Annotated in this window: 1 protein-coding gene; it reads left to right on the top strand. The window is 71.6% G+C overall.

The window, feature by feature from the left end; all coding sequences use genetic code 11:
• Nucleotides 1-169: 169 nt before the first annotated feature.
• On the top strand, nt 170-20926 hold the full coding sequence (locus tag CP975_RS27300) for a type I polyketide synthase (protein ID WP_150477447.1): 20757 nt from the start codon (nt 170-172) through the stop codon (nt 20924-20926).
• Nucleotides 20927-20945: the final 19 nt, after the last annotated feature.

Genomic DNA, 20945 nt, shown 5'->3' with positions numbered 1-20945 from the left:
TCGATGTGTCCCCCGTGCTCATACACAGCCGGTTCGAGGCATCGCCGAATGGGTCTCCCAGCCGGGGAGTCACGTCGTAAAAGGACTTCCGCCCGGGTTTCGCGTGCGGCGCGATCTCATGTATTGCCCAGGTGCCCAAGTGCTGTCCGTCCTCAAGAGGTTGCTTTAGATGCAGAATGAGCAGAAGCTTCGCGACTACCTCAAGCGGGTAATGGCCGATCTGCAGCAGACGAAGCAGCTGTTGAGCGCGGCCGACTCGCGGGCACACGAGCCCATCGCGATCGTGGGCATGAGCTGCCGTTATCCGGGCGGTGCCAACTCCCCCGAGGAGTTGTGGCAGATGGTCGCCGAGGGCCGGGACGCCGTGTCCGACCTTCCCACCGACCGCGGCTGGGACATCGAGCGGCTGTACAGCCCCGACCGCGAAAAGCCGGGCACTTTCTACAACCGCGAGAGCGGATTCCTTTACGACGCCGCACAGTTCGACCCGGCGTTCTTCGGGATCTCGCCGCGCGAGGCGCTGGCGATGGACCCGCAGCAGCGGCTGCTCCTCGAAGTCGCCTGGGAAGCCTTTGAGCACGCCGGAATTGACCCGCACGCGATGCGCGGAAGCAAGACCGGTGTATTCGCGGGCGTGATGTACCAGGACTACGCCACTCGGCTCGACCGAATCCCCGACGGCGTGGAGGGATATCTCAGCACCGGTAACGCGTACAGCGTCACATCGGGACGCATCTCTTACACCCTCGGGCTCGAGGGCCCGGCCGTCTCCGTCGACACCGCCTGCTCCTCGTCGCTGGTGACGCTGCACCTGGCCGTACAGGCGCTGCGCAACGGCGAGTGCTCCATGGCCCTGGCCGGCGGCACCACGGTCATGTCGACCCCCGAGGCGTTCATCGACCTCGCCCGGCAGGGCGGCCTCTCCCCCGACGGCCGCTGCAAGGCCTTCTCCGACCTCGCGGACGGCGCCGGCTTCGCCGAGGGCGTGGGCATGCTCCTCGTCGAGCGGCTCTCCGACGCGGAGCGCAACGGCCACAAGGTGCTCGCGGTCGTCCGCGGCTCGGCCGTCAACCAGGACGGCGCGAGCAGTGGCCTGACCGCCCCCAACGGCCCGTCCCAGCAGCGCGTCATCCGCCAGGCCCTCGACAACTCCCAGCTCTCCTCGGACCAGATCGACCTCGTCGAGGCGCACGGCACGGGCACCACGCTCGGTGACCCCATCGAGGCGCAGGCGCTCATCAACACCTACGGTCAGGAACGCCCGGCCGAGCAGCCGCTGTGGATCGGCTCCTTCAAGTCCAACGTCGGTCACACGCAGGCAGCCGCGGGCGTCGGCGGTGTCATCAAGATGGTGATGGCGCTGCGCAACGGCGTCATGCCGAAGACGCTGCACATCGACGAGCCCTCCACCAAGGTCGACTGGTCGGCGGGCGCCGTCTCGCTGCTGACCGAGGCGCGGGAGTGGCCGGAGACGGGGCGGCCCCGACGGGCCGCGGTCTCCTCGTTCGGCATCAGCGGCACGAACGCGCACATCATCCTGGAGCAGGCGGCCGCCGAGCCCTCCGCCGAGGAGCCGCCCGCCGTCACGCAGCAGGCGGACGCCCCCGTGCCGTGGGTGATCTCGGGCAGGACCGAGGCCGCGCTGCGGGCCCAGTCCGAGCGCCTGACGTCGTTCCTCGCCGGGCGGCTGGGCCTCGGCCCCGCGGATGTGGGTTACTCGCTCGCCGTCTCTCGCGCGCGCTTCGAGCACCGGGCCGTCGTCACGGGTACGAACCGAGCGGAACTGCTGGCCGGCCTGGAAGCCGTGGCCACCGGCAAGTCCGCCGCGGGGGTCGTGGAGGGCGCGGCGACCGCCCAAACGGTCGGCAAGCTGGCGTTCTTGTTCACGGGGCAGGGCAGCCAGCGGGCCGGAATGGGCCGCGAGCTGTATGAGACCTATCCGGTGTTCGCCGCCGCCTTCGACGAGGTGTGCGCGCAGTTTGACGGGCAGTTGGAGCGTTCGCTGAAGGACGTCGTCTTCGGTACGGACGAGACGGACGCCGGTCTGATCGACCAGACCGTCTACACACAGGCCGCACTGTTCGCCATCGAGGTCGCGCTCTTCCGGCTGGTGGAGGCGTGGGGGCTGACCCCTGACTTCCTCGTCGGACACTCCGTGGGCGAACTGGCCGCCGCCCATGTGGCCGGTGTCTTCACTCTGGAAGACGCTGTGAAGCTCGTCGCCGCGCGCGGTCGCCTCATGCAGGCGCTCCCCGTCGGTGGGGCCATGGCCGCGATCCAGGCCACCGAAGCTGAGGTTCTGGAGACGCTCGAAGGCCGCGAGTCCGAGATCGCTATTGCCGCCATCAACGGGCCCACGTCCGTCGTGGTTTCCGGCGACGACACCGCCGTAGTCGAGATCCTGGAGCACTGGCGCGAACAGGGCCGCAAGGTCCACCAGCTCCGCGTCAGCCACGCCTTCCACTCACCCCGCATGGAACCCATGCTGGACGAGTTCCGCACCATCGCAGCAGGCCTGACCTACGCAACCCCGAGCATCCCGGTCGTCTCCAACCTCACCGGCCAGCTCGCCTCTCCCGAGGACATCGGCTCGCCCGACTACTGGGTCCGCCACGTCCGCCAAGCCGTCCGCTTCGCCGACGGCATCACGTTCCTCGCCGAGCAAGGCGTCACGTCCTTCATCGAACTCGGCCCCGACGGAACCCTCTCCGCCCTCGCCCAGGAGACCCTCACCGACACCGACACCGCGGCCTTCACGCCCGTACTCCGCAAGAACCGCCCCGAAGCCGACACCTTCACCCAGGCCATCGCCCGAGCCCACGTCCACGGCGCGGATCTCGACTGGGACGGCGTCTTCGCAGGCCACGACGCCCGCCGCGTCGACCTGCCCACCTACGCCTTCCAGCACCAGCGCTACTGGCTCGAAGCCGCTGAGCCCGTGGAGGCGGCGGCCGCTCATGCCGCCGCCCCCGAGGAGACGCGTTTCTGGGAGGCCGTGGAGCGGGAGGACACGGCCGCACTGGCCGCCGCGCTCGACTTCGACGGTGAGGTCGAGCCCGAGTGGCTCGAAGCCGCGCTGCCGGTCCTGTCGACGTGGCGGCGCCAGAACCGGCGGAAGAACACCGTCGACGCCTGGCGGTACCGCGTCACCTGGAAGCCCCTGTCCGTCACCCCGGCCAAGCGTCTTTCCGGCACCTGGCTGCTGGTGGTTCCGGCCGACGGTGACACCTACGCGTGGGTGCCCGCGGCCGAGCAGGCCCTGCACGGCCGGGGTGTCACGACCGTACGGGTGGAGTGGAGCGCGACCGGCTCGGACCGCGCCTCGCTCGCCGGGCTGATCCGTGAGGCCGTGGGCGACCGCGCCGTCGACGGTGTGCTCTCGCTGCTCGCCCTCGACACGGCCCCGCACCCCGGCCACCCCCACGTGGCGTCGGGGCTCGCCGGGACGCTCGAACTCGTCCAGGCCCTCGGCGACTCCGGGGTCGGGGCGCCGCTGTGGCTCGCCGGCCGCGGCGCCGTCTCCGTCGGCCGCTCGGACCGGGCCGCCGACCCGGCGCAGGCCCAGGTCTGGGGCCTGGGCCGGGTGGCCGGGCTCGAACACCCCGACCGCTGGGGCGGTCTGCTCGACCTGCCCGAGACGGTCGACGCGCCCGCGCTCGCCCGCTTCACCGACGTCCTGGCCGGTCTCGGCGCTGAGGACGAGCTGGCGATACGTTCGACGGGGATCTTCGGCCGTCGTCTCGTCCGGGCGCCCCTCGCCGACTCGGCGGGCGGTTCGTGGACGCCGCGCGGCACGATCCTCATCACCGGCGGTACGGGCGCGCTCGGCGGCCACGTCGCCCGCTGGGCGGCGGCCAACGGTGCGGAGCACCTCGTCCTCACCAGCCGGCGCGGCGATCAGGCGCCCGGCGCCGAGGAGTTGCGTGCCGAACTCACCGGGCTCGGGGCCGCCCAGGTCACCATCGCCGCGTGCGACGCGGGCGACCGCGACTCGCTGGCCGCCGTCCTGGCGGATCTGGCGGCCGACGAGGCCCGGCCGCTGACGGCGGTCGTGCACGCCGCCGGTGTCGGCGACACCGGGTCGCTCATGGACAGCGCCCTCGGCGACGTGGCCGCCGTCGTCGCGGCCAAGACGGCGGGCGCCACCCACCTCGACGACCTGCTCGGCGACACGCCGCTGGACGCCTTCGTCCTCTTCTCCTCCGCCGCCGCGGTGTGGGGCGGCGCCGATCAGGGCGCCTACGCCGCGGGCAACTCCTTCCTCGACGCGTTCGCCGAGCGGCGCCGTGCCAGGGGCCGTACCGCCACGTCCATCGCCTGGGGCCTGTGGGGCGGCGGCGGCATGGGCACCGACGGCGACGAAGAGGCCATGCTGCGCGTCGGCCTCAAGCGCATGAACCCCGAACTCGCCGTGTCCGCCCTGGTCCAGGCCGTGGCGCACGACGAGACCACGGTGTGCGTGTCCGACCTCGCCTGGGACCGGTTCGCCCCCGCCTACTCCGCCATCCGCCGGCGCCCCTTCATCGAGGACCTTCCCGAGGTACGGAGCGTCCTGGAAGCGGAGACGGCGAACTCCGCCGAGCCCGCGGGCGGCAACGCGCTCGCGCGGCGGCTGAGCGGCCTGTCGGCGGGCGAGCAGCGGGAACTGGTCCTCGACCTCGTCCGCACGCAGGCCGCCGCCGCACTCGGCCACGCCGACGCGACGGCGATCGAACCCGGTTCGGCCTTCCGCGAGCTGGGCTTCGACTCGCTCACGGCGGTCGACATCCGCAACCGCCTGAACGGCGCGACCGGGCTCACGCTGCCCACGACGCTCGTCTTCGACTACCCGAACGCCGACGCCATCGCCGGGTTCGTCCTCACCGAGCTGCTCGGCGCCGACGACACCGGCGCGGTGGACCCGGTGCGTCAGGCCGCCCTCACCGGCCCGGCGGCGGACGACGAGCCCATCGCCATCGTCGCGATGAGCTGCCGCTACCCGGGCGGTGTCAGCACGCCCGAGGAACTCTGGCAGCTCGTCCTCGAAGGCCGCGACGCCATCTCCCCGTTCCCCACCGACCGCGGCTGGCCCATCGACGACCTGTACGACCCGGACCCGGAGCGCAGCGGGACCACGTACGCGTACGAGGGCGGCTTCATCGACGGTGCCGGCGGCTTCGACGCCGGGTTCTTCGGGATCTCGCCGCGTGAGGCGCTGGCGATGGACCCGCAGCAGCGACTGCTCCTCGAAGCCTCCTGGGAGGCGCTGGAGCGTGCGGGCATCGATCCCCTGTCGCTGCGCGGCAGCCAGGGCGGCGTCTTCATCGGCGCCGGTTCCCAGGGTTACGGCATCGACGCGCACGACGCCCCCGAGGGAACCGAGGGCTACTTCCTCACCGGCACCCAGTCCTCCGTCATCTCCGGCCGCGTGTCCTACACGCTGGGGCTCGAGGGCCCCGCGGTGACCGTGGACACGGCCTGCTCGTCCTCGCTCGTCGCGCTGCACCTGGCCGCGCAGTCGCTGCGCCAGGGTGAGTGCGATCTGGCACTGGCGGGCGGTATCACCGTCATGGCGACCCCGGGCGCCTTCATCGAGTTCAGCCGGCAGCGGGGCCTCTCCGGTGACGGCCGCTGCAAGGCCTTCGCGGGCGCCGCCGACGGCACCGGCTGGTCCGAGGGCGCGGGGCTCCTTCTGCTGGAGCGGCTCTCCGACGCGGAGCGCAACGGCCACCAGGTCCTCGCTGTCGTGCGCGGCTCCGCCGTCAACCAGGACGGCGCCTCCAACGGCCTCACCGCCCCCAACGGGCCCTCCCAGCAGCGCGTCATCCGCCAGGCCCTGGCAGGCGCGGGCCTTGAGCCGGGCGACGTGGACGTGGTCGAGGCGCACGGCACCGGCACGCGGCTCGGCGACCCGATCGAGGCGGGCGCGCTGCTCGCCACCTACGGCCAGGGCCGCGACGCGGACCAGCCGCTGTGGCTCGGCTCGATCAAGTCCAACATCGGCCACACCCAGACGGCCGCGGGTGTCGCGGGTGTCATCAAGATGGTCATGGCGATGCGGGAAGGCCTGCTGCCGAAGACCCTGCACGTCGACGAGCCGACCCCGCAGGTCGACTGGTCGGCGGGCGCAGTCTCCTTGCTGACCGAGGTACGGGAGTGGCCGGAGACCGGGCACCCGCGCCGAGCCGGCATCTCGTCGTTCGGCGTCAGCGGTACGAACGTCCACACCATCATCGAGCAGGCGCCGGCCACGGCGTTGGAGGCGGAGGCCTCCGAGACCGTCGAGGCTCCTGTTGCTGGTGGGGTTGTGCCGTGGGTGCTGTCCGGTAAGACGGAGGGGGCGCTGCGGGCGCAGGCAGAGCGGCTGCACTCCTTCATGCGGGAGAACTCCGAGCTGCGTGCGGCGGACGTGGGCTACTCCCTCGCCGTGACGCGGGCCCGGTTCGAGCACCGGGCCGTCATCACCGGCTCCGATGTCGAGGAACTCCTCGCGGGTGTGCAGGCGTTGGCCGCGGGCGAGCCGTCCGGTGCCGTCACCTCGGGCAGCGTGCGGCGCGGCAAGCTGGCGTTCCTGTTCACGGGGCAGGGCAGCCAGCGCGCCGGGATGGGCCGCGAGCTGTATGACACGTATCCCGTGTTCGCCGCAGCTTTCGATGAAGTGTGCGCGCACTTTGACGGGCACCTTGAGCGTCCGCTGAAGGACGTCGTCTTCGGCACGGACGGCGGGGACGCCGGTCTTATCGACCAGACCGTGTACACGCAGGCCGCGCTCTTCGCCATTGAGGTCGCACTCTTCCGCCTGGTGGAGGCGTGGGGGCTGACCCCTGACTTCCTCGTCGGGCATTCGGTGGGTGAACTGGCTGCGGCGCACGTTTCCGGTGTCTTCACCCTGGAAGATGCCGTCAAGCTCGTCGCCGCGCGTGGACGGCTTATGCAGGCGCTCCCCGCTGGCGGGGCCATGGCCGCGATCCAGGCCACCGAAGCGGAAATCCTGCCGCTCCTGGAAGGCCGCGAGCGCGAGATCGCCATCGCCGCCATCAACGGACCCACGTCCATCGTGGTTTCCGGCGACGAGGCCGCCGTGACCGAAGTTCTGGAGCACTGGCGCAAGCAGGGCCGCAAGGTCCACCAGTTGCGCGTCAGCCACGCCTTCCACTCCCCCCGCATGGAACCCATGCTGGACGAATTCCGCACCATCGCGGCGGGCCTGACCTACGGCACCCCGAACATCCCGGTCGTCTCCAACCTCACCGGCCAGCTCGCCGCAGGCGACGACCTCTGCACCACCGAGTACTGGGTCCGCCACGTCCGCCAGGCCGTCCGCTTCGCCGACGGCATCACCCACCTGTCGGAACAGGGCGTCACGTCCTTCATCGAGCTGGGCCCCGACGGCACCCTCTCCGCCATGGCCCAGCAAACCCTCACCAACACCGCGGAGTTCACCCCCGTACTCCGCAAGAACCGCCCCGAAGCGGAAACCCTCACCTCCGCCCTCGCCCAAGCCCACATCCAGGGCGCCGAACTCGACTGGGACGGCGTCTTCGCAGGCCACGACGCCCGCCGCGTCGACCTCCCCACCTACGCCTTCCAGCACGACCACTACTGGCTGGAGATGGGCGTCCCCGCGGGCGACGTCTCCGTGCTCGGGCAGTCCGCGACCGAGCACCCGCTGCTCGGTGCCGCTGTGGTGATGCCCGACTCGGACACGCTCGTCCTCACCGGGCGCATCTCGTTGCAGAGCCACCCGTGGATCGGGGACCACCTCGTGATGGGGTCGGCCCTGCTGCCCGGGACCGGTCTGGTCGAGCTGGCGATCCACGCCGGTGATCAGGTGGGCTTCGGCCACGTCGACGAGCTGATGCTCCAGGCCCCGCTGGTCCTCCCCGAGCGCGGTGCCGTCGTCCTGCGCGTGACCGTGGAGGCCGTGGACACGCTCGGGCGGCGTCCGGTGGCCGTCTTCTCCCGGCCCGAGGGCTCGGAAGCGGAGCCGTGGACCCGTCACGCCGCCGGTTTCCTGGCGGAGAGCGCGCCGGAGGCCTCCTTCGACCTGTCCGTGTGGCCGCCGAAGGGTGCCGAGTCCCTTGAGGTCGCGGACCTCTACGAGAACCTTTCCGGTACGGGACTGTCCTACGGGCCGGTGTTCCAGGGCCTGCGCGCCGCCTGGCGGCTGGACGACGCCGTCTACGCCGAGGTCGCCCTGCCCGAGTCCACCCCGACCGGCGGCTTCGGGCTCCACCCCGCGCTGTTCGACGCCGCCCTGCACGCCGCATCGCTGAGCGCGTCGCCGCAGGAGGACACGGGGACCGGTCTGCCGTTCGCGTGGAGTGGTGTGTCCCTGTACGCCACGGCCGCGTCGACCCTGCGCGTACGGCTGACGCCGACCGGAACCGACGGGCTGGCCCTCGCCATGGCGGACGAGGCCGGTGCGCCGGTCGCCTCGACCGACTCCCTCGTCTTCCGCCAGGTCACGGCCGAGCAGCTCTCGGCGGGCCGAGGCGGCTTCACCGACTCGCTGTTCCGCGTGGAGTGGCCCGAGCTGTCCGTGCCGTCGGCCGCGCCTGCGACCTGGGCGGTGCTCGGTGAGCCGGGCTCCTTCGCCGAGGGCCCGGCCTTCCCGGGCCTGGCCGAGCTGGCCGGCGCCGAAACGATCCCCGAGGTCGTGTTCGTCCCGCTGACCAACCGCGAGGGTACGGACACGGCCGCTGCCGCCCATCGGGCCACGCATCACGCGCTGGCCCTCATCCAGGGCTGGCTGGCGGAAGACCGGTTCGCCGACTCACGCCTGGTGTTCGTCACGCGCGGCGCCGTCTCCGCCGGACCGGACGACACCGTCCGTGACCTGGTCAACGCGCCTGTCTGGGGCCTCGTACGCTCCGCGCAGGCCGAGAACCCCGACCGGTTCGTGCTCCTCGACACCGACACCGGCCCCGGCAACGGCACTGACAACGGCACCGGCACCGGCACCGAGGGCGCATCGCTCGAACTCGCCCTGCTGTGGCCTTTCCTCGCCTCCGACGAGCCGGAAGCAGCCCTGCGTGACGGCGTCGTACGGGCGCCCCGGCTGGCGCGCATGCCCGCCGCCGACGCCGAGACGGCGGCCGTCACGCCGGACCCGTCCGGCACCGTCCTCATCACCGGCGGCACCGGCGCCCTCGGTTCGCTCGTGGCCCGCCACCTCGTGGCCGAGCACGGCGTACGCAACCTGCTGCTCACCAGCCGCAGGGGGCTCGCCGCCGAAGGCGCTCCGGAGCTGGCCGCCGAGCTGGCCGAACTCGGCGCGGACACCGTGGAGATCGCCGCCTGCGACGCCGCCGACCGTGACGCGCTGGAGGCCCTGCTCCACTCGATCGACGCCGGACGCCCGCTGACCGCCGTGGTCCACACGGCCGGCGTTCTGGACGACGGAGTCATCGGCTCCCTCACCCCCGAACGCCTCGACAGCGTCCTGCGCCCGAAGGCCGACGCCGCCCTCAACCTCCACGAACTCACGTGGGACCTGGGGCTCTCCGCCTTCGTCCTGTTCTCCTCGGCCGCGGGCGTCATGGGCAACGCGGGCCAGGGCAACTACGCCGCCGCCAACACGTTCCTCGACGCACTCGCCCACCACCGCCACTCGCTCGGCCTGCCCGCGACCTCCCTCGCGTGGGGCGCCTGGGAGCAGGCGGGTGGCATGACCGCGGACCTCGGGGACACCGACGCCAACCGCATGAGCCGCGGCGGCATGACCGGCCTCACCCACGCCGAGGGCCTGCGGCTCCTGGACGCCGCATGGGCGACCGGCGCCGCCCTGCTCGTGCCGACGCACATGGACCTGGCCACCGTGCGCGCCCAGGCCGCTTCGGCGGGCGTACCGCCCCTCATGCGCGGACTCGTCCGCTCCCCCGCACGCCGTACCGCTCACACCGCGGCCGTCGAGACCGGCGCCCTCGCGCAGCGCCTCGCCCCCCTCACGCGCGAGGAGCGCCAGGCACACCTCCTCGACCTGGTGCGCACCCACGTCGCCCACGTCCTGGGTTACGACAACCCTGCCACCGTCGAACCGGCCCGTGCCTTCAAGGAGTTGGGCTTCGACTCGCTCACCGCGGTCGAGCTGCGTAACCAGCTCAACACCGCGACCGGGCTCCGCCTCCCCGCCACCCTCGTCTTCGACTACCCGAACCCGCTGTCCCTGGTCGACTTCCTGCTCACCGAGTTCGGCGGTACGGACACCGTGGCGGCGGGGGCGTCCGCCCCCGTGGTGCTCACCGACGACGAGCCGATCGCGATCGTCGGCATGGCCTGCCGCTACCCGGGCGGAATCACCTCGCCCGAGGGGATGTGGCAGTTCCTGATGCGGGGCGGCGACGGTACCTCGCGGTTCCCCACCGACCGCGGCTGGGACGTCGAGGACCAGTTCATCGAGGACCCGGAGCGCCCGGGCACGAAGTACGCGCTGGCCGGCGGATTCCTGCACGACGCACCCGAGTTCGACCCCGGCTTCTTCGGGATCTCGCCGCGTGAGGCGCTGGCGATGGACCCGCAGCAGCGGCTGCTGCTCGAAGCCTCCTGGGAGGCGTTCGAGCGGGCCGGGATCGACCCGGCCTCCGTACGCGGCAGCTCGACCGGTGTGTTCGCCGGTGTGATGTACCACAACTACGCCGCTCGCGTGACGGACATCCCCGACGGGGTCGGCGGTTTCCTCGGCACCGGCAACTCCAGCAGTGTCGTGTCCGGCCGTGTCTCGTACACGTTCGGCCTCGAGGGTCCGGCCGTGACCGTGGACACCGCGTGCTCGTCCTCGCTGGTCACGCTGCACCTGGCGGTTCAGGCGCTGCGTCGCGGGGAGTGCTCGCTGGCGCTGGCAGGCGGTGTCACCGTCATGCCGAACCCGGATACGTTCATCGACTTCGCCCTCCAGGGCGGCCTGGCCGGTGACGGCCGCTGCAAGGCCTTCGCCGGTGCCGCGGACGGCACCGCGTGGTCCGAGGGCGTGGGCATGCTCCTCGTCGAGCGGCTCTCCGACGCGGAGCGCAACGGCCACCAGGTCCTCGCCGTGGTGCGCGGCTCCGCCGTCAACCAGGACGGCGCGTCGAACGGCTTGACCGCTCCGAACGGCCCCTCCCAGCAGCGCGTCATCCGCCAGGCCCTGGCATCCGCGGGCCTGACGCCCGGTGACGTGGATGTCGTCGAGGCGCACGGCACGGGCACGCGGCTGGGTGACCCGATCGAGGCCCAGGCGCTGCTGGCCACGTACGGCCAGGACCGCGAGGGCTCCGAGCCGCTGTGGCTCGGCTCGATCAAGTCCAACCTCGGCCACACCCAGGCCGCCGCCGGTGCCGCCGGCATCATCAAGATGGTCATGGCGCTGCGCAACGGCGTCATGCCCAAGACCCTGCACATCGACGAGCCCTCCCCGCACGTCGACTGGTCGGCAGGCGACGTCTCCCTGCTGACCGAGGCACGGGAGTGGTCCGACTCCGACCGGCCGCGCCGAGCGGCGGTGTCGTCCTTCGGCATCAGCGGCACGAACGCGCACATCATCCTGGAGCAGGCGCCGGCTGCCGTCGACGCCGCCGTCGACGAGGCGGGCTCCGAGGCGCCGGTCGTCGGCGGGGTCGTGCCGTGGGTCCTGTCCGGTAAGACGGAGGGGGCGCTGCGGGCTCAGGCCGAGCGGCTGCACTCGTTCGTACAGGAGAACTCCGAGCTGCGTGCGGCGGACGTGGGCTACTCCCTCGCCGTGACGCGGGCCCGGTTCGAACACCGGGCCGTCATCACCGGCTCCGATGTCGAGGAACTCCTCGCGGGTGTGCAGGCGTTGGCTACGGGCGAGCCGTCCGGTGCCGTCACCTCGGGGAGCGTGCGGCGCGGCAAGCTGGCGTTCTTGTTCACGGGGCAGGGCAGCCAGCGGGCCGGAATGGGCCGCGAGCTGTATGAGACCTATCCGGTGTTCGCCGCCGCTTTCGATGAAGTGTGCGCGCACTTTGACGGGCAGCTGGAGCGTTCGCTGAAGGACGTCGTCTTCGGCACGGGCGGCGGTGACGCCGGTCTGATCGACCAGACCGTGTACACGCAAGCCGCGCTGTTCGCCATTGAGGTCGCACTCTTCCGCCTGGTCGAGGCGTGGGGGCTGACCCCTGACTTCCTCGTCGGACACTCCGTGGGCGAACTGGCCGCCGCCCATGTGGCCGGTGTCTTTGCTCTGGAAGACGCTGTGAAGCTCGTCGCCGCGCGCGGTCGCCTCATGCAGGCGCTCCCCGCTGGCGGGGCCATGGCTGCGATCCAGGCCACCGAAGCTGAGGTTCTGGAGACAATCGAGGGCCGCGAGTCCGAGATTGCCATCGCCGCCATCAACGGACCCACGTCCGTGGTGATTTCCGGTGACGAGGCCGCCGTGACCGAGGTGCTGGAGCACTGGCGTGAGCAGGGCCGCAAGGTCCACCAGTTGCGCGTCAGCCACGCCTTCCACTCGCCGCGCATGGAACCCATGCTGGAGGAGTTCCGCACCATCGCGGCGGGCCTGTCCTACGGGACTCCGAGCGTCCCGGTCGTCTCCAACCTCACCGGCCAACTCGCCGCAGGCGACGACCTCTGCACCACCGAGTACTGGGTCCGCCACGTCCGCCAGGCCGTCCGCTTCGCCGACGGCATCACGTTCCTCGCCGAGCAAGGCGTCACGTCCTTCATCGAGCTGGGCCCCGACGGAACCCTCTCCGCCCTCGCCCAGGAAATCGCGTCCGACAGCGAAGAAGCGGCCTTCATCCCCGTACTCCGCAAGAACCGCCCCGAAGCGGAAGCCCTCACCCAGGCCATCGGCACCGTCCACATCCACGGCGCCGAACTCGACTGGGACGGCGTCTTCGCAGACCGGGGCGCGTGCCGCGTCGACCTGCCCACCTACGCCTTCCAGCACCAGCACTACTGGCTCCACGCGACGGCCGCAGCCGGTGATGCCACGAGCCTCGGCCTCGGCAAGACCGGGCACCCGCTTCTCGGCGCGGCGATGTCGCTGCCCGAGACGGACAGCATTGTCCTGACGGGCCGCCTCTCGCTCCAGTCGCACACCTGGCTCGCCGACCACACCGTCATGGACACCGTCCTCGTCCCCGGCACCGGACTGGTCGAGCTGGCCATCCACGCCGGTGACCAGGTCGGCTGCGGGTCCCTGGAGGAGCTGACGCTCCAGGCCCCGCTCGTACTCCCCGAGCGTGGCGGCATCGCCGTACGCGTGGCTGTGGACGCGGCCGACGGGAGCGGGCGGCGGCAGGTCGCGATCTTCTCGCGGCTCGACGAGGCAGATGCCGCGGTGCCGTGGACGCGTCACGCGGTCGGCCTCCTCGCGGAGAGCACGCCGCAGGCGTCCTTCGACCTGTCGGTGTGGCCGCCGAAGGGCGCCGAGCCCCTCGGAGTGGAGGGTCTCTACGAGAACCTCGCCGATGCGGGTCTTTCGTACGGGCCGGTGTTCCAGGGGCTGCGTGCCGCCTGGCGGCTGGACGACGCCGTCTACGCCGAGGTCGCCCTCCCCGAGGACACCTCCACCGACGGCTTCGGACTGCACCCCGCACTCCTGGACGCCGCCCTGCACGCCGTGGCCCTCGGCGACTTCACCGAGACAACCGACCACGCACTCCTGCCCTTCGCCTGGACCGGCGTGGCCCTCCACGCCACCGGAGCCTCCGTACTCCGCGTCAAACTCACCCCCGCCGGCACCGACGCCGTATCCATCACCGCAACCGACGAAACCGGCACCCCCGTCGCCACCGCGGACTCCCTCGTCCTCCGCGCCATCACCACCGAACAACTCACGGCGGACTCCGCCAACTTCGCCGAGTCCCTGTTCAGCATCGAGTGGCGCGAGCTGCCGTCGGCGCCGGTCGAGCCGCAGACGTGGGCGGTGTTGGGCGACGAGCCCAACCTCTTCACCGACGGACCGGCGTTCCCCAGCCTTGGTGAACTGGCCGCCGCCGACACCATCCCCCAGATCGTCTTCGCCCCGCTGACGGCCTACGAGGACACCGACGCGGCCGCCGCAGCGCACCAGGCCACCCACCACACCCTGGCCCTGGTCCAGGAGTGGCTGGCCGAGGACCGCTTCGCCGACTCCCGCCTGGTCTTCGTCACGCGCGGCGCCATCGCCGCCGGCCCCGACGAAGCTGTCACCGACCTGGCCAACGCACCCGTGTGGGGCCTGGTACGCGCAGCCCAGTCCGAGAACCCCGACCGCTTCCTCCTCATCGACACCGACACCCAGTCACCCGAACTCACCACACTCTGGCCCCTCCTGGCCTCCGACGAGCCCGAAGCCGCACTCCGCGACGGCGCCCTGCGCGTGCCGCGCCTGGCCCGCCCGGCCCTCACCGAGACCACCGCTTCACCCCTGGACCCGTCCGGGACCGTCCTGATCACCGGCGGCACGGGTGCTCTGGGCTCCCTCGTCGCCCGCCACCTCGTCACCGAACACGGCGTACGCAACCTGCTGCTCACCAGCCGCCGAGGACTCGACGCTGCGGGTGCACCTGAACTGGCCGCCGAACTGGCCCAACTCGGCGCCGACAGCGTGGAGATCGCCGCCTGCGACGCCGCCGACCGTGACGCGCTGGAGGCCCTGCTCAACTCGATCAACGACGCGCGCCCCCTCACCGCCGTCATCCACACCGCCGGTGTCCTGGACGACGGAGTCATCAACTCCCTCACCCCTGACCGACTCGACGCGGTCCTGCGTCCCAAGGCGGACGCCGCGCTCAACCTGCACGAACTGACCGCCGGCACGGACCTGTCCGCCTTCGTTCTCTTCTCCTCGGTCGCCGGCGTCATGGGCAGCCCGGGGCAGGGCAACTACGCCGCCGCCAACACCTTCCTCGACGCCCTCGCCCACCACCGCCACACCCTCGGTCTCCCCGCCACCTCCCTCGCCTGGGGCGCCTGGGAACAGACCGGCGGCATGACCGCGGACCTGGGCGGCACCAACGCCGACCGCATCAATCGCGGCGGCATGACCGGCCTCACCCACGCCGAAGGCCTGCGCCTCCTCGACACCGTGTGGACCACCGGGCAGGCCCTGCTCGTGCCCATGCACATGGACCTGGCCGCCGTGCGCGCCCAGGCCAGCTCGACGGGCGTACCGCCCCTCATGCGCGGACTCGTCCGCACCTCCACCCGCCGCACCGCCCACGCGGCGACCGTCGAGACCGGCGCCCTGGCGCAGCGCCTCGCCGGACTCTCCCCCGAGGAGCGCCACACGCTGCTCCTCGACCTGGTCCGTACGAACGTCGCCCACGTCCTGGGTTACGAGGACACCGCCACCGTCGAACCGGCCCGTGCCTTCAAGGAGTTGGGCTTCGACTCCCTCACCGCGGTCGAACTGCGCAACCAGCTCGGCACCGCGACGGGCCTCCGGCTTCCCGCCACCCTCGTCTTCGACTACCCGAACGCGACGGCCGTCGCCGAGTACCTCATCGGCGAAGTCATGGGCACCCAGCCCGAGGCGACCGCTGCCGTGTTGGTCCGCGACAGCGCCGACGACGACCCGATCGCGATCGTCGGCATGGCCTGCCGCTACCCGGGCGGAATCACCACGCCCGAGGAGATGTGGCGGTTCCTGCTCGACGGCGGCGACGGCATCACCCCCTTCCCCACCGACCGCGGCTGGGACCTGGACGGGCTCTTCGACGGCGACACGGATCGGTCCTCGTCGGAGTACGCGCTGGAGGGCGGCTTCCTGCACCGGGCCGCCGACTTCGACCCGACCTTCTTCGGGATCTCACCGCGTGAGGCGCTGGCGATGGACCCGCAGCAGCGGCTGCTCCTTGAGGTCTCCTGGGAGGCGCTGGAGCGCGCGGGCATCGACCCGGCCTCCGTACGCGGCAGCTCGACCGGTGTCTTCGCCGGCGTGATGTACCACAACTACGCCTCCCGGCTCACCGAGGTGCCGGACGAGGTGGCGGGCTTCCTCGGCAACGGCAGTGCGAGCAGCATCGCGTCCGGCCGTGTCTCGTACACGTTCGGGTTCGAGGGCCCGGCCGTGACCGTGGACACCGCGTGCTCGTCCTCGCTCGTCGCCCTGCAAATGGCGACGCAGTCGCTCCAGCGCGGTGACTGCTCCATGGCCCTTGTGGGCGGTGTGACGGTGATGCCGACGCCGGATACGTTTGCCAGCTTCGCCCTCCAGCGCGGCCTCGCCCTGAACGGCCGTTGCAAGCCGTTCGCGGGCGCCGCCGACGGCACCGGCTGGTCCGAGGGCGTGGGCATGCTCCTCGTCGAACGCCTCTCCGACGCCAAGCGCAACGGCCACCAGGTCCTCGCCGTGGTCCGCGGCTCCGCCGTCAACCAGGACGGCGCCTCCAACGGCCTCACCGCCCCCAACGGTCCCTCCCAGCAGCGCGTCATCCGCCAGGCCCTGGCATCCGCGGGCCTGACGCCCGGTGACGTGGACGTGGTCGAGGCGCACGGCACGGGTACGCGACTGGGTGACCCGATCGAGGCGCAGGCGCTCCTTGCCACGTACGGCCAGGGGCGCGACGCGGACCAGCCGCTGTGGCTCGGCTCGATCAAGTCCAACCTGGGCCACACCCAGGCCGCCGCCGGCGTCGCCGGCATCATCAAGATGGTCCTCGCGCTGCGCAACGGCGTCATGCCCAAGACCCTCCACGTCGACGAGCCCTCCCCGCACGTCGACTGGTCGACGGGTGACGTCTCCCTCCTCACTCAGGCCCAGCAATGGCCGGAGACCGGTCGTCCCCGCCGAGCCGCCGTCTCCTCCTTCGGCATCAGCGGCACCAACGCCCACGTGATTCTGGAGCAGGCGCCGACTGTCGACGCCGAGGCGGCCCCCGAGGCTCCTGTTGCTGGTGGGGTCGTGCCGTGGGTGCTCTCCGGTAAGACGGAGGACGCGCTGCGGGCTCAGGCAGAGCGGCTGCACTCCTTCATGCGGGACAACTCCGAGCTGCGTCCGGCCGACGTGGGGTACTCCCTTGCTGTGACGCGGGCCCGGTTCGAGCACCGGGCCGTCATCACCGGCTCTGACCTGAATGAACTCCTCGCAGGAACGGCCGCGTTGGCGGCCGGGGATGCGTCGGGCGCGGTGACCTCGGGCAGCACGAGCAGCGGGCGGATCGCGTTCTTGTTCACGGGGCAGGGCAGCCAGCGGGCCGGGATGGGCCGCGAGCTGTACGAGACGTATCCCGTGTTCGCCGCAGCCTTTGACGAGGTGTGTGCGCACTTTGAGGGGCAGCTGGAGCGTTCGCTGAAGGACGTCGTCTTCGGCACGGACAGCGGTGACGCCGGTCTGATCGACCAGACCGTGTACACGCAGGCCGCACTGTTCGCCATTGAGGTCGCACTCTTCCGCCTGGTGGAGGCGTGGGGGCTGACCCCTGACTTCCTCGTCGGACACTCCGTGGGCGAACTGGCCGCCGCGCACGTTTCCGGTGTCTTTGCTCTGGAAGACGCTGTGAAGCTCGTCGCCGCGCGCGGTCGCCTCATGCAGGCGCTCCCCGCTGGCGGGGCCATGGCTGCGATCCAGGCCACCGAAGCTGAGGTTCTGGAGACAATCGAGGGCCGCGAGTCCGAGATTGCCATCGCCGCCATCAACGGGCCTACCTCGGTCGTGGTTTCCGGCGACGACACCGCCGTAGTCGAGGTACTGGAGCACTGGCGCGAACAGGGCCGCAAGGTCCACCAGCTCCGCGTCAGCCACGCCTTCCACTCCCCCCGCATGGAACCCATGCTGGACGAATTCCGCACCATCGCGGCGGGCCTGTCCTACGGGACTCCGAGCATCCCGGTCGTCTCCAACCTCACCGGCCAGCTCGCCACCCCCGAAGACATCAGCTCACCCGACTACTGGGTCCGCCACGTCCGCCAGGCCGTCCGCTTCGCCGACGGCATCACGTTCCTCGCCGAGCAAGGCGTCACGTCATACATCGAGCTGGGCCCCGACGGAACCCTCTCCGCCCTCGCCCAGGAAATCGCGTCCGACAGCGAAGAAGCGGTCTTCACCCCCGTACTCCGAAAGAAACGCCCGGAGGCCGAAACCCTCACCCAGGCCATCACCCAAGCCCACATTCACGGGCAGAAGCTGAACTGGGACGGCGTCTTCGCGGGGCACAACGCGCGCCGCGTCGACCTGCCCACCTACGCCTTCCAGCACCAGCACTACTGGCTCCACGCGACGGCCTCGTCCGGTGACGCCACCAGTCTCGGGCTCGGCACCACCGGGCACCCGCTGCTCGGCGCCACCATCGCTCTCCCCGACTCCGACAGCGTCCTGCTCACCGGCCGGCTCTCCCTCCAGTCGCACCCCTGGCTCGCCGACCACGCCGTCATGGACACCGTCCTCCTTCCCGGCACCGCGCTGGTCGAGCTGGCCATCCACGCCGGTGACCAGGTCGGCTGCGGGTCCCTGGAGGAGCTGACGCTCCAGGCCCCGCTCGTACTCCCGCGGCAGGGCGGTATCGCCCTGCGCGTGACCGTGGCCGCCGCCGACGACGAGGGGCACCGCCGCGTCACCGTCCACTCACGGCTCGACGACGCCGAGGCGGAGACGCCGTGGACGTCCCACGCCACCGGGCTCCTGTCCGAGGAAGGTTCCTACGGCGGCGCCGACCTGTCGGTCTGGCCGCCCGAGGGTGCCGACGCCCTCGAACTCGACGGGCTGTACGAGGGTCTGGCGAGTGTCGGCCTCACCTACGGCCCGGTCTGCCAGGGCCTGCGCGCCGCCTGGCGGGTCGGCACCGACATCTACGCCGAGGTCACGCTCCCCGAGGGCACCGAGACCGACGGTTACGGACTGCACCCCGCGCTCCTCGACGCCGTGCTGCACGCCGTCTCTCTGGGTGACTTCACCGAAGCGTCGGACGAGGCACTTCTGCCGTTCGCCTGGAGCGGTGTGTCCCTCCACGCCACCGGTGCCTCCGCGCTCCGCGTCAAGCTCTCGGCAGCCGGCACCAACGCCGTGTCGATCAGCGCGGTCGACGGCAGCGGTGCGTCTGTCGCGGCCGTGGAGTCGCTGATGCTGCGGCCGGTGGACTCCGCGCAGCTCGCCACCGACCGGCACGCCTTCCACGAGTCGCTGTTCGAGGTGGACTGGACGGGCATCTCCGTCCCCGCTCCCGTGCACAGGGACCTGGCCGTGATCGGCACCGATGCCGGGCTGCCGTCCGGCGCCCCGGAGTCCGCGACGTATGCGGGCCTCGACGTCCTCGCGGAGGCCGTCGCATCCGGTACGCCCGTGCCGGACGTCGTCCTCGTGGAGTCGGCCGCAGCCGATGAGGGCATGGACACGGCTGATGCCGCACACCTCGCCGCTCACCGGACGCTGGCCCTCGTGCAGGACTGGCTGGCCGAGGACCGCCTCGCGGACTCCCGCCTGGTCTTCGTCACGCGCGGTGCCGTCGCCGCCGGTCCCGGCGACGCTGTCACCGACCTGGCCAACGCTCCCGTCTGGGGCCTCGTACGGTCCGCACAGGCCGAGAACCCCGACCGGTTCGTCCTCATCGACACCGATGACGCGTCGCACGACGCCTGGGACAGGCTCGCCTCGGTGGCATCGACCGGTGAGCCGGAGGCAGCGCTGCGCGGTGACTCCGTGCTCGTGCCGCGGCTGGCCCGCGTGCCTGTCGTCGACGGCGATCCGGCGGACTTCCGCCTGGACCCGGCCGGGACCGTCCTCATCACCGGCGGCACCGGCGCCCTCGGATCGCTCGTCGCCCGCCACCTCGTCACCGAACACGGCGCACGGCACCTGCTGCTCACCAGCCGCCGAGGACTCGACGCCGAAGGCGCCCCGCAACTGGCCACCGAGCTGGCCGAACTCGGCGCGGACACCGTAGAGATCGCCGCCTGTGACGCCGCCGACCGCAACATCCTCGAAACGCTGCTCAAGTCCATCGACCACGAGCGTCCGCTGACCGCCGTCATCCACACGGCCGGTGTCCTGGACGACGGAGTCATCAACTCCCTCACCTCCGAACGCCTCGACACCGTCCTGCGGCCCAAGGCGGACGCCGCCCTCAACCTCCACGAACTCACACGCGAACTGAACCTCTCCGCCTTCGTCCTCTTCTCCTCCGCCGCCGGCGTCCTCGGCAACCCCGGCCAAGCCAACTACGCCGCCGCCAACACCTTCCTCGACGCCCTCGCCCACCACCGCCACACCCAGGGACTGCCCGCCACCTCCCTCGCCTGGGGCGCCTGGGAACAGGCGAGCGGCATGACCGCCGACCTCACCGACGCCGACCGGCACCGCCTCAACGGCCTCACCGAGGCGGAAGGCCTCCACCTCCTCGACGCCACATGGCGTCAGCACCAGCCGTTCCTCGTGCCCATGCATCTCGACCTGGCCGCCGTACGCGCCCAGGCCACCTCGACCGGCGTACCGCCGCTGCTCCGCGGACTCGTCCGTACGCCCGGCCGTCGCAGCGCGCGCCAGGCCACCGCGGTCGTCGAGTCGCAGGCGTTCACGGAGCGTCTTGCCGGCCTCACCGCGGAGAAGCGCGCGGAGCTGCTGCTCGACCTCGTCCGTACGCGGACGGCAGCCGTCCTCAGTTTCGCGGGACCCGATGACATCGACCCGAAGCGCGGCTTCCTGGAGCTGGGTGTCGACTCGCTGACGGCCGTCGAACTGCGCAACCAGCTCGGCAAGGCGACCGGGCTCCGGCTGCCGGCCACGCTGATCTTCGACTACCCGGCCCCGGCCACCGTGGCCGACTACCTCGGGGCGGAACTCGGCACGGAGACGGGCGCATCCGCGCTGTCCGTCCACTCCGAGCTGGACAAGCTCGAATCGCTGCTCGCGGAGATCGGCGGCGGCGCCGACGAGCGTTCCGCGATCACCGCCCGACTGCGGGCCGTGATGTCGAAGTGGACCGACGCCCAGACCGAAACGAACGGCGCGGCACCGGACGACGCGCTGGAGTCGGCGACAGCAGACGAGTTGTTCGACCTGCTCGACAACGAACTTGGCCAGTCCTGAAACCCGCACGTCGTAGCCC

The sequence above is a fragment of the Streptomyces alboniger genome (genome assembly GCF_008704395.1).
Taxonomy (GTDB): Bacteria; Actinomycetota; Actinomycetes; order Streptomycetales; family Streptomycetaceae; genus Streptomyces; species Streptomyces alboniger.
The sequence above is the reverse complement of the archived record's forward strand: the minus strand, read 5'-3'. Positions and strand labels throughout refer to the sequence as shown.

Coding starts and splice junctions, on each gene's coding strand:
- CP975_RS27300 (WP_150477447.1), top strand. CDS start 170: ATGCAGAATGAGCAGAAGCTTCGCGACTACCTCAAGCGGGTAATGGCC.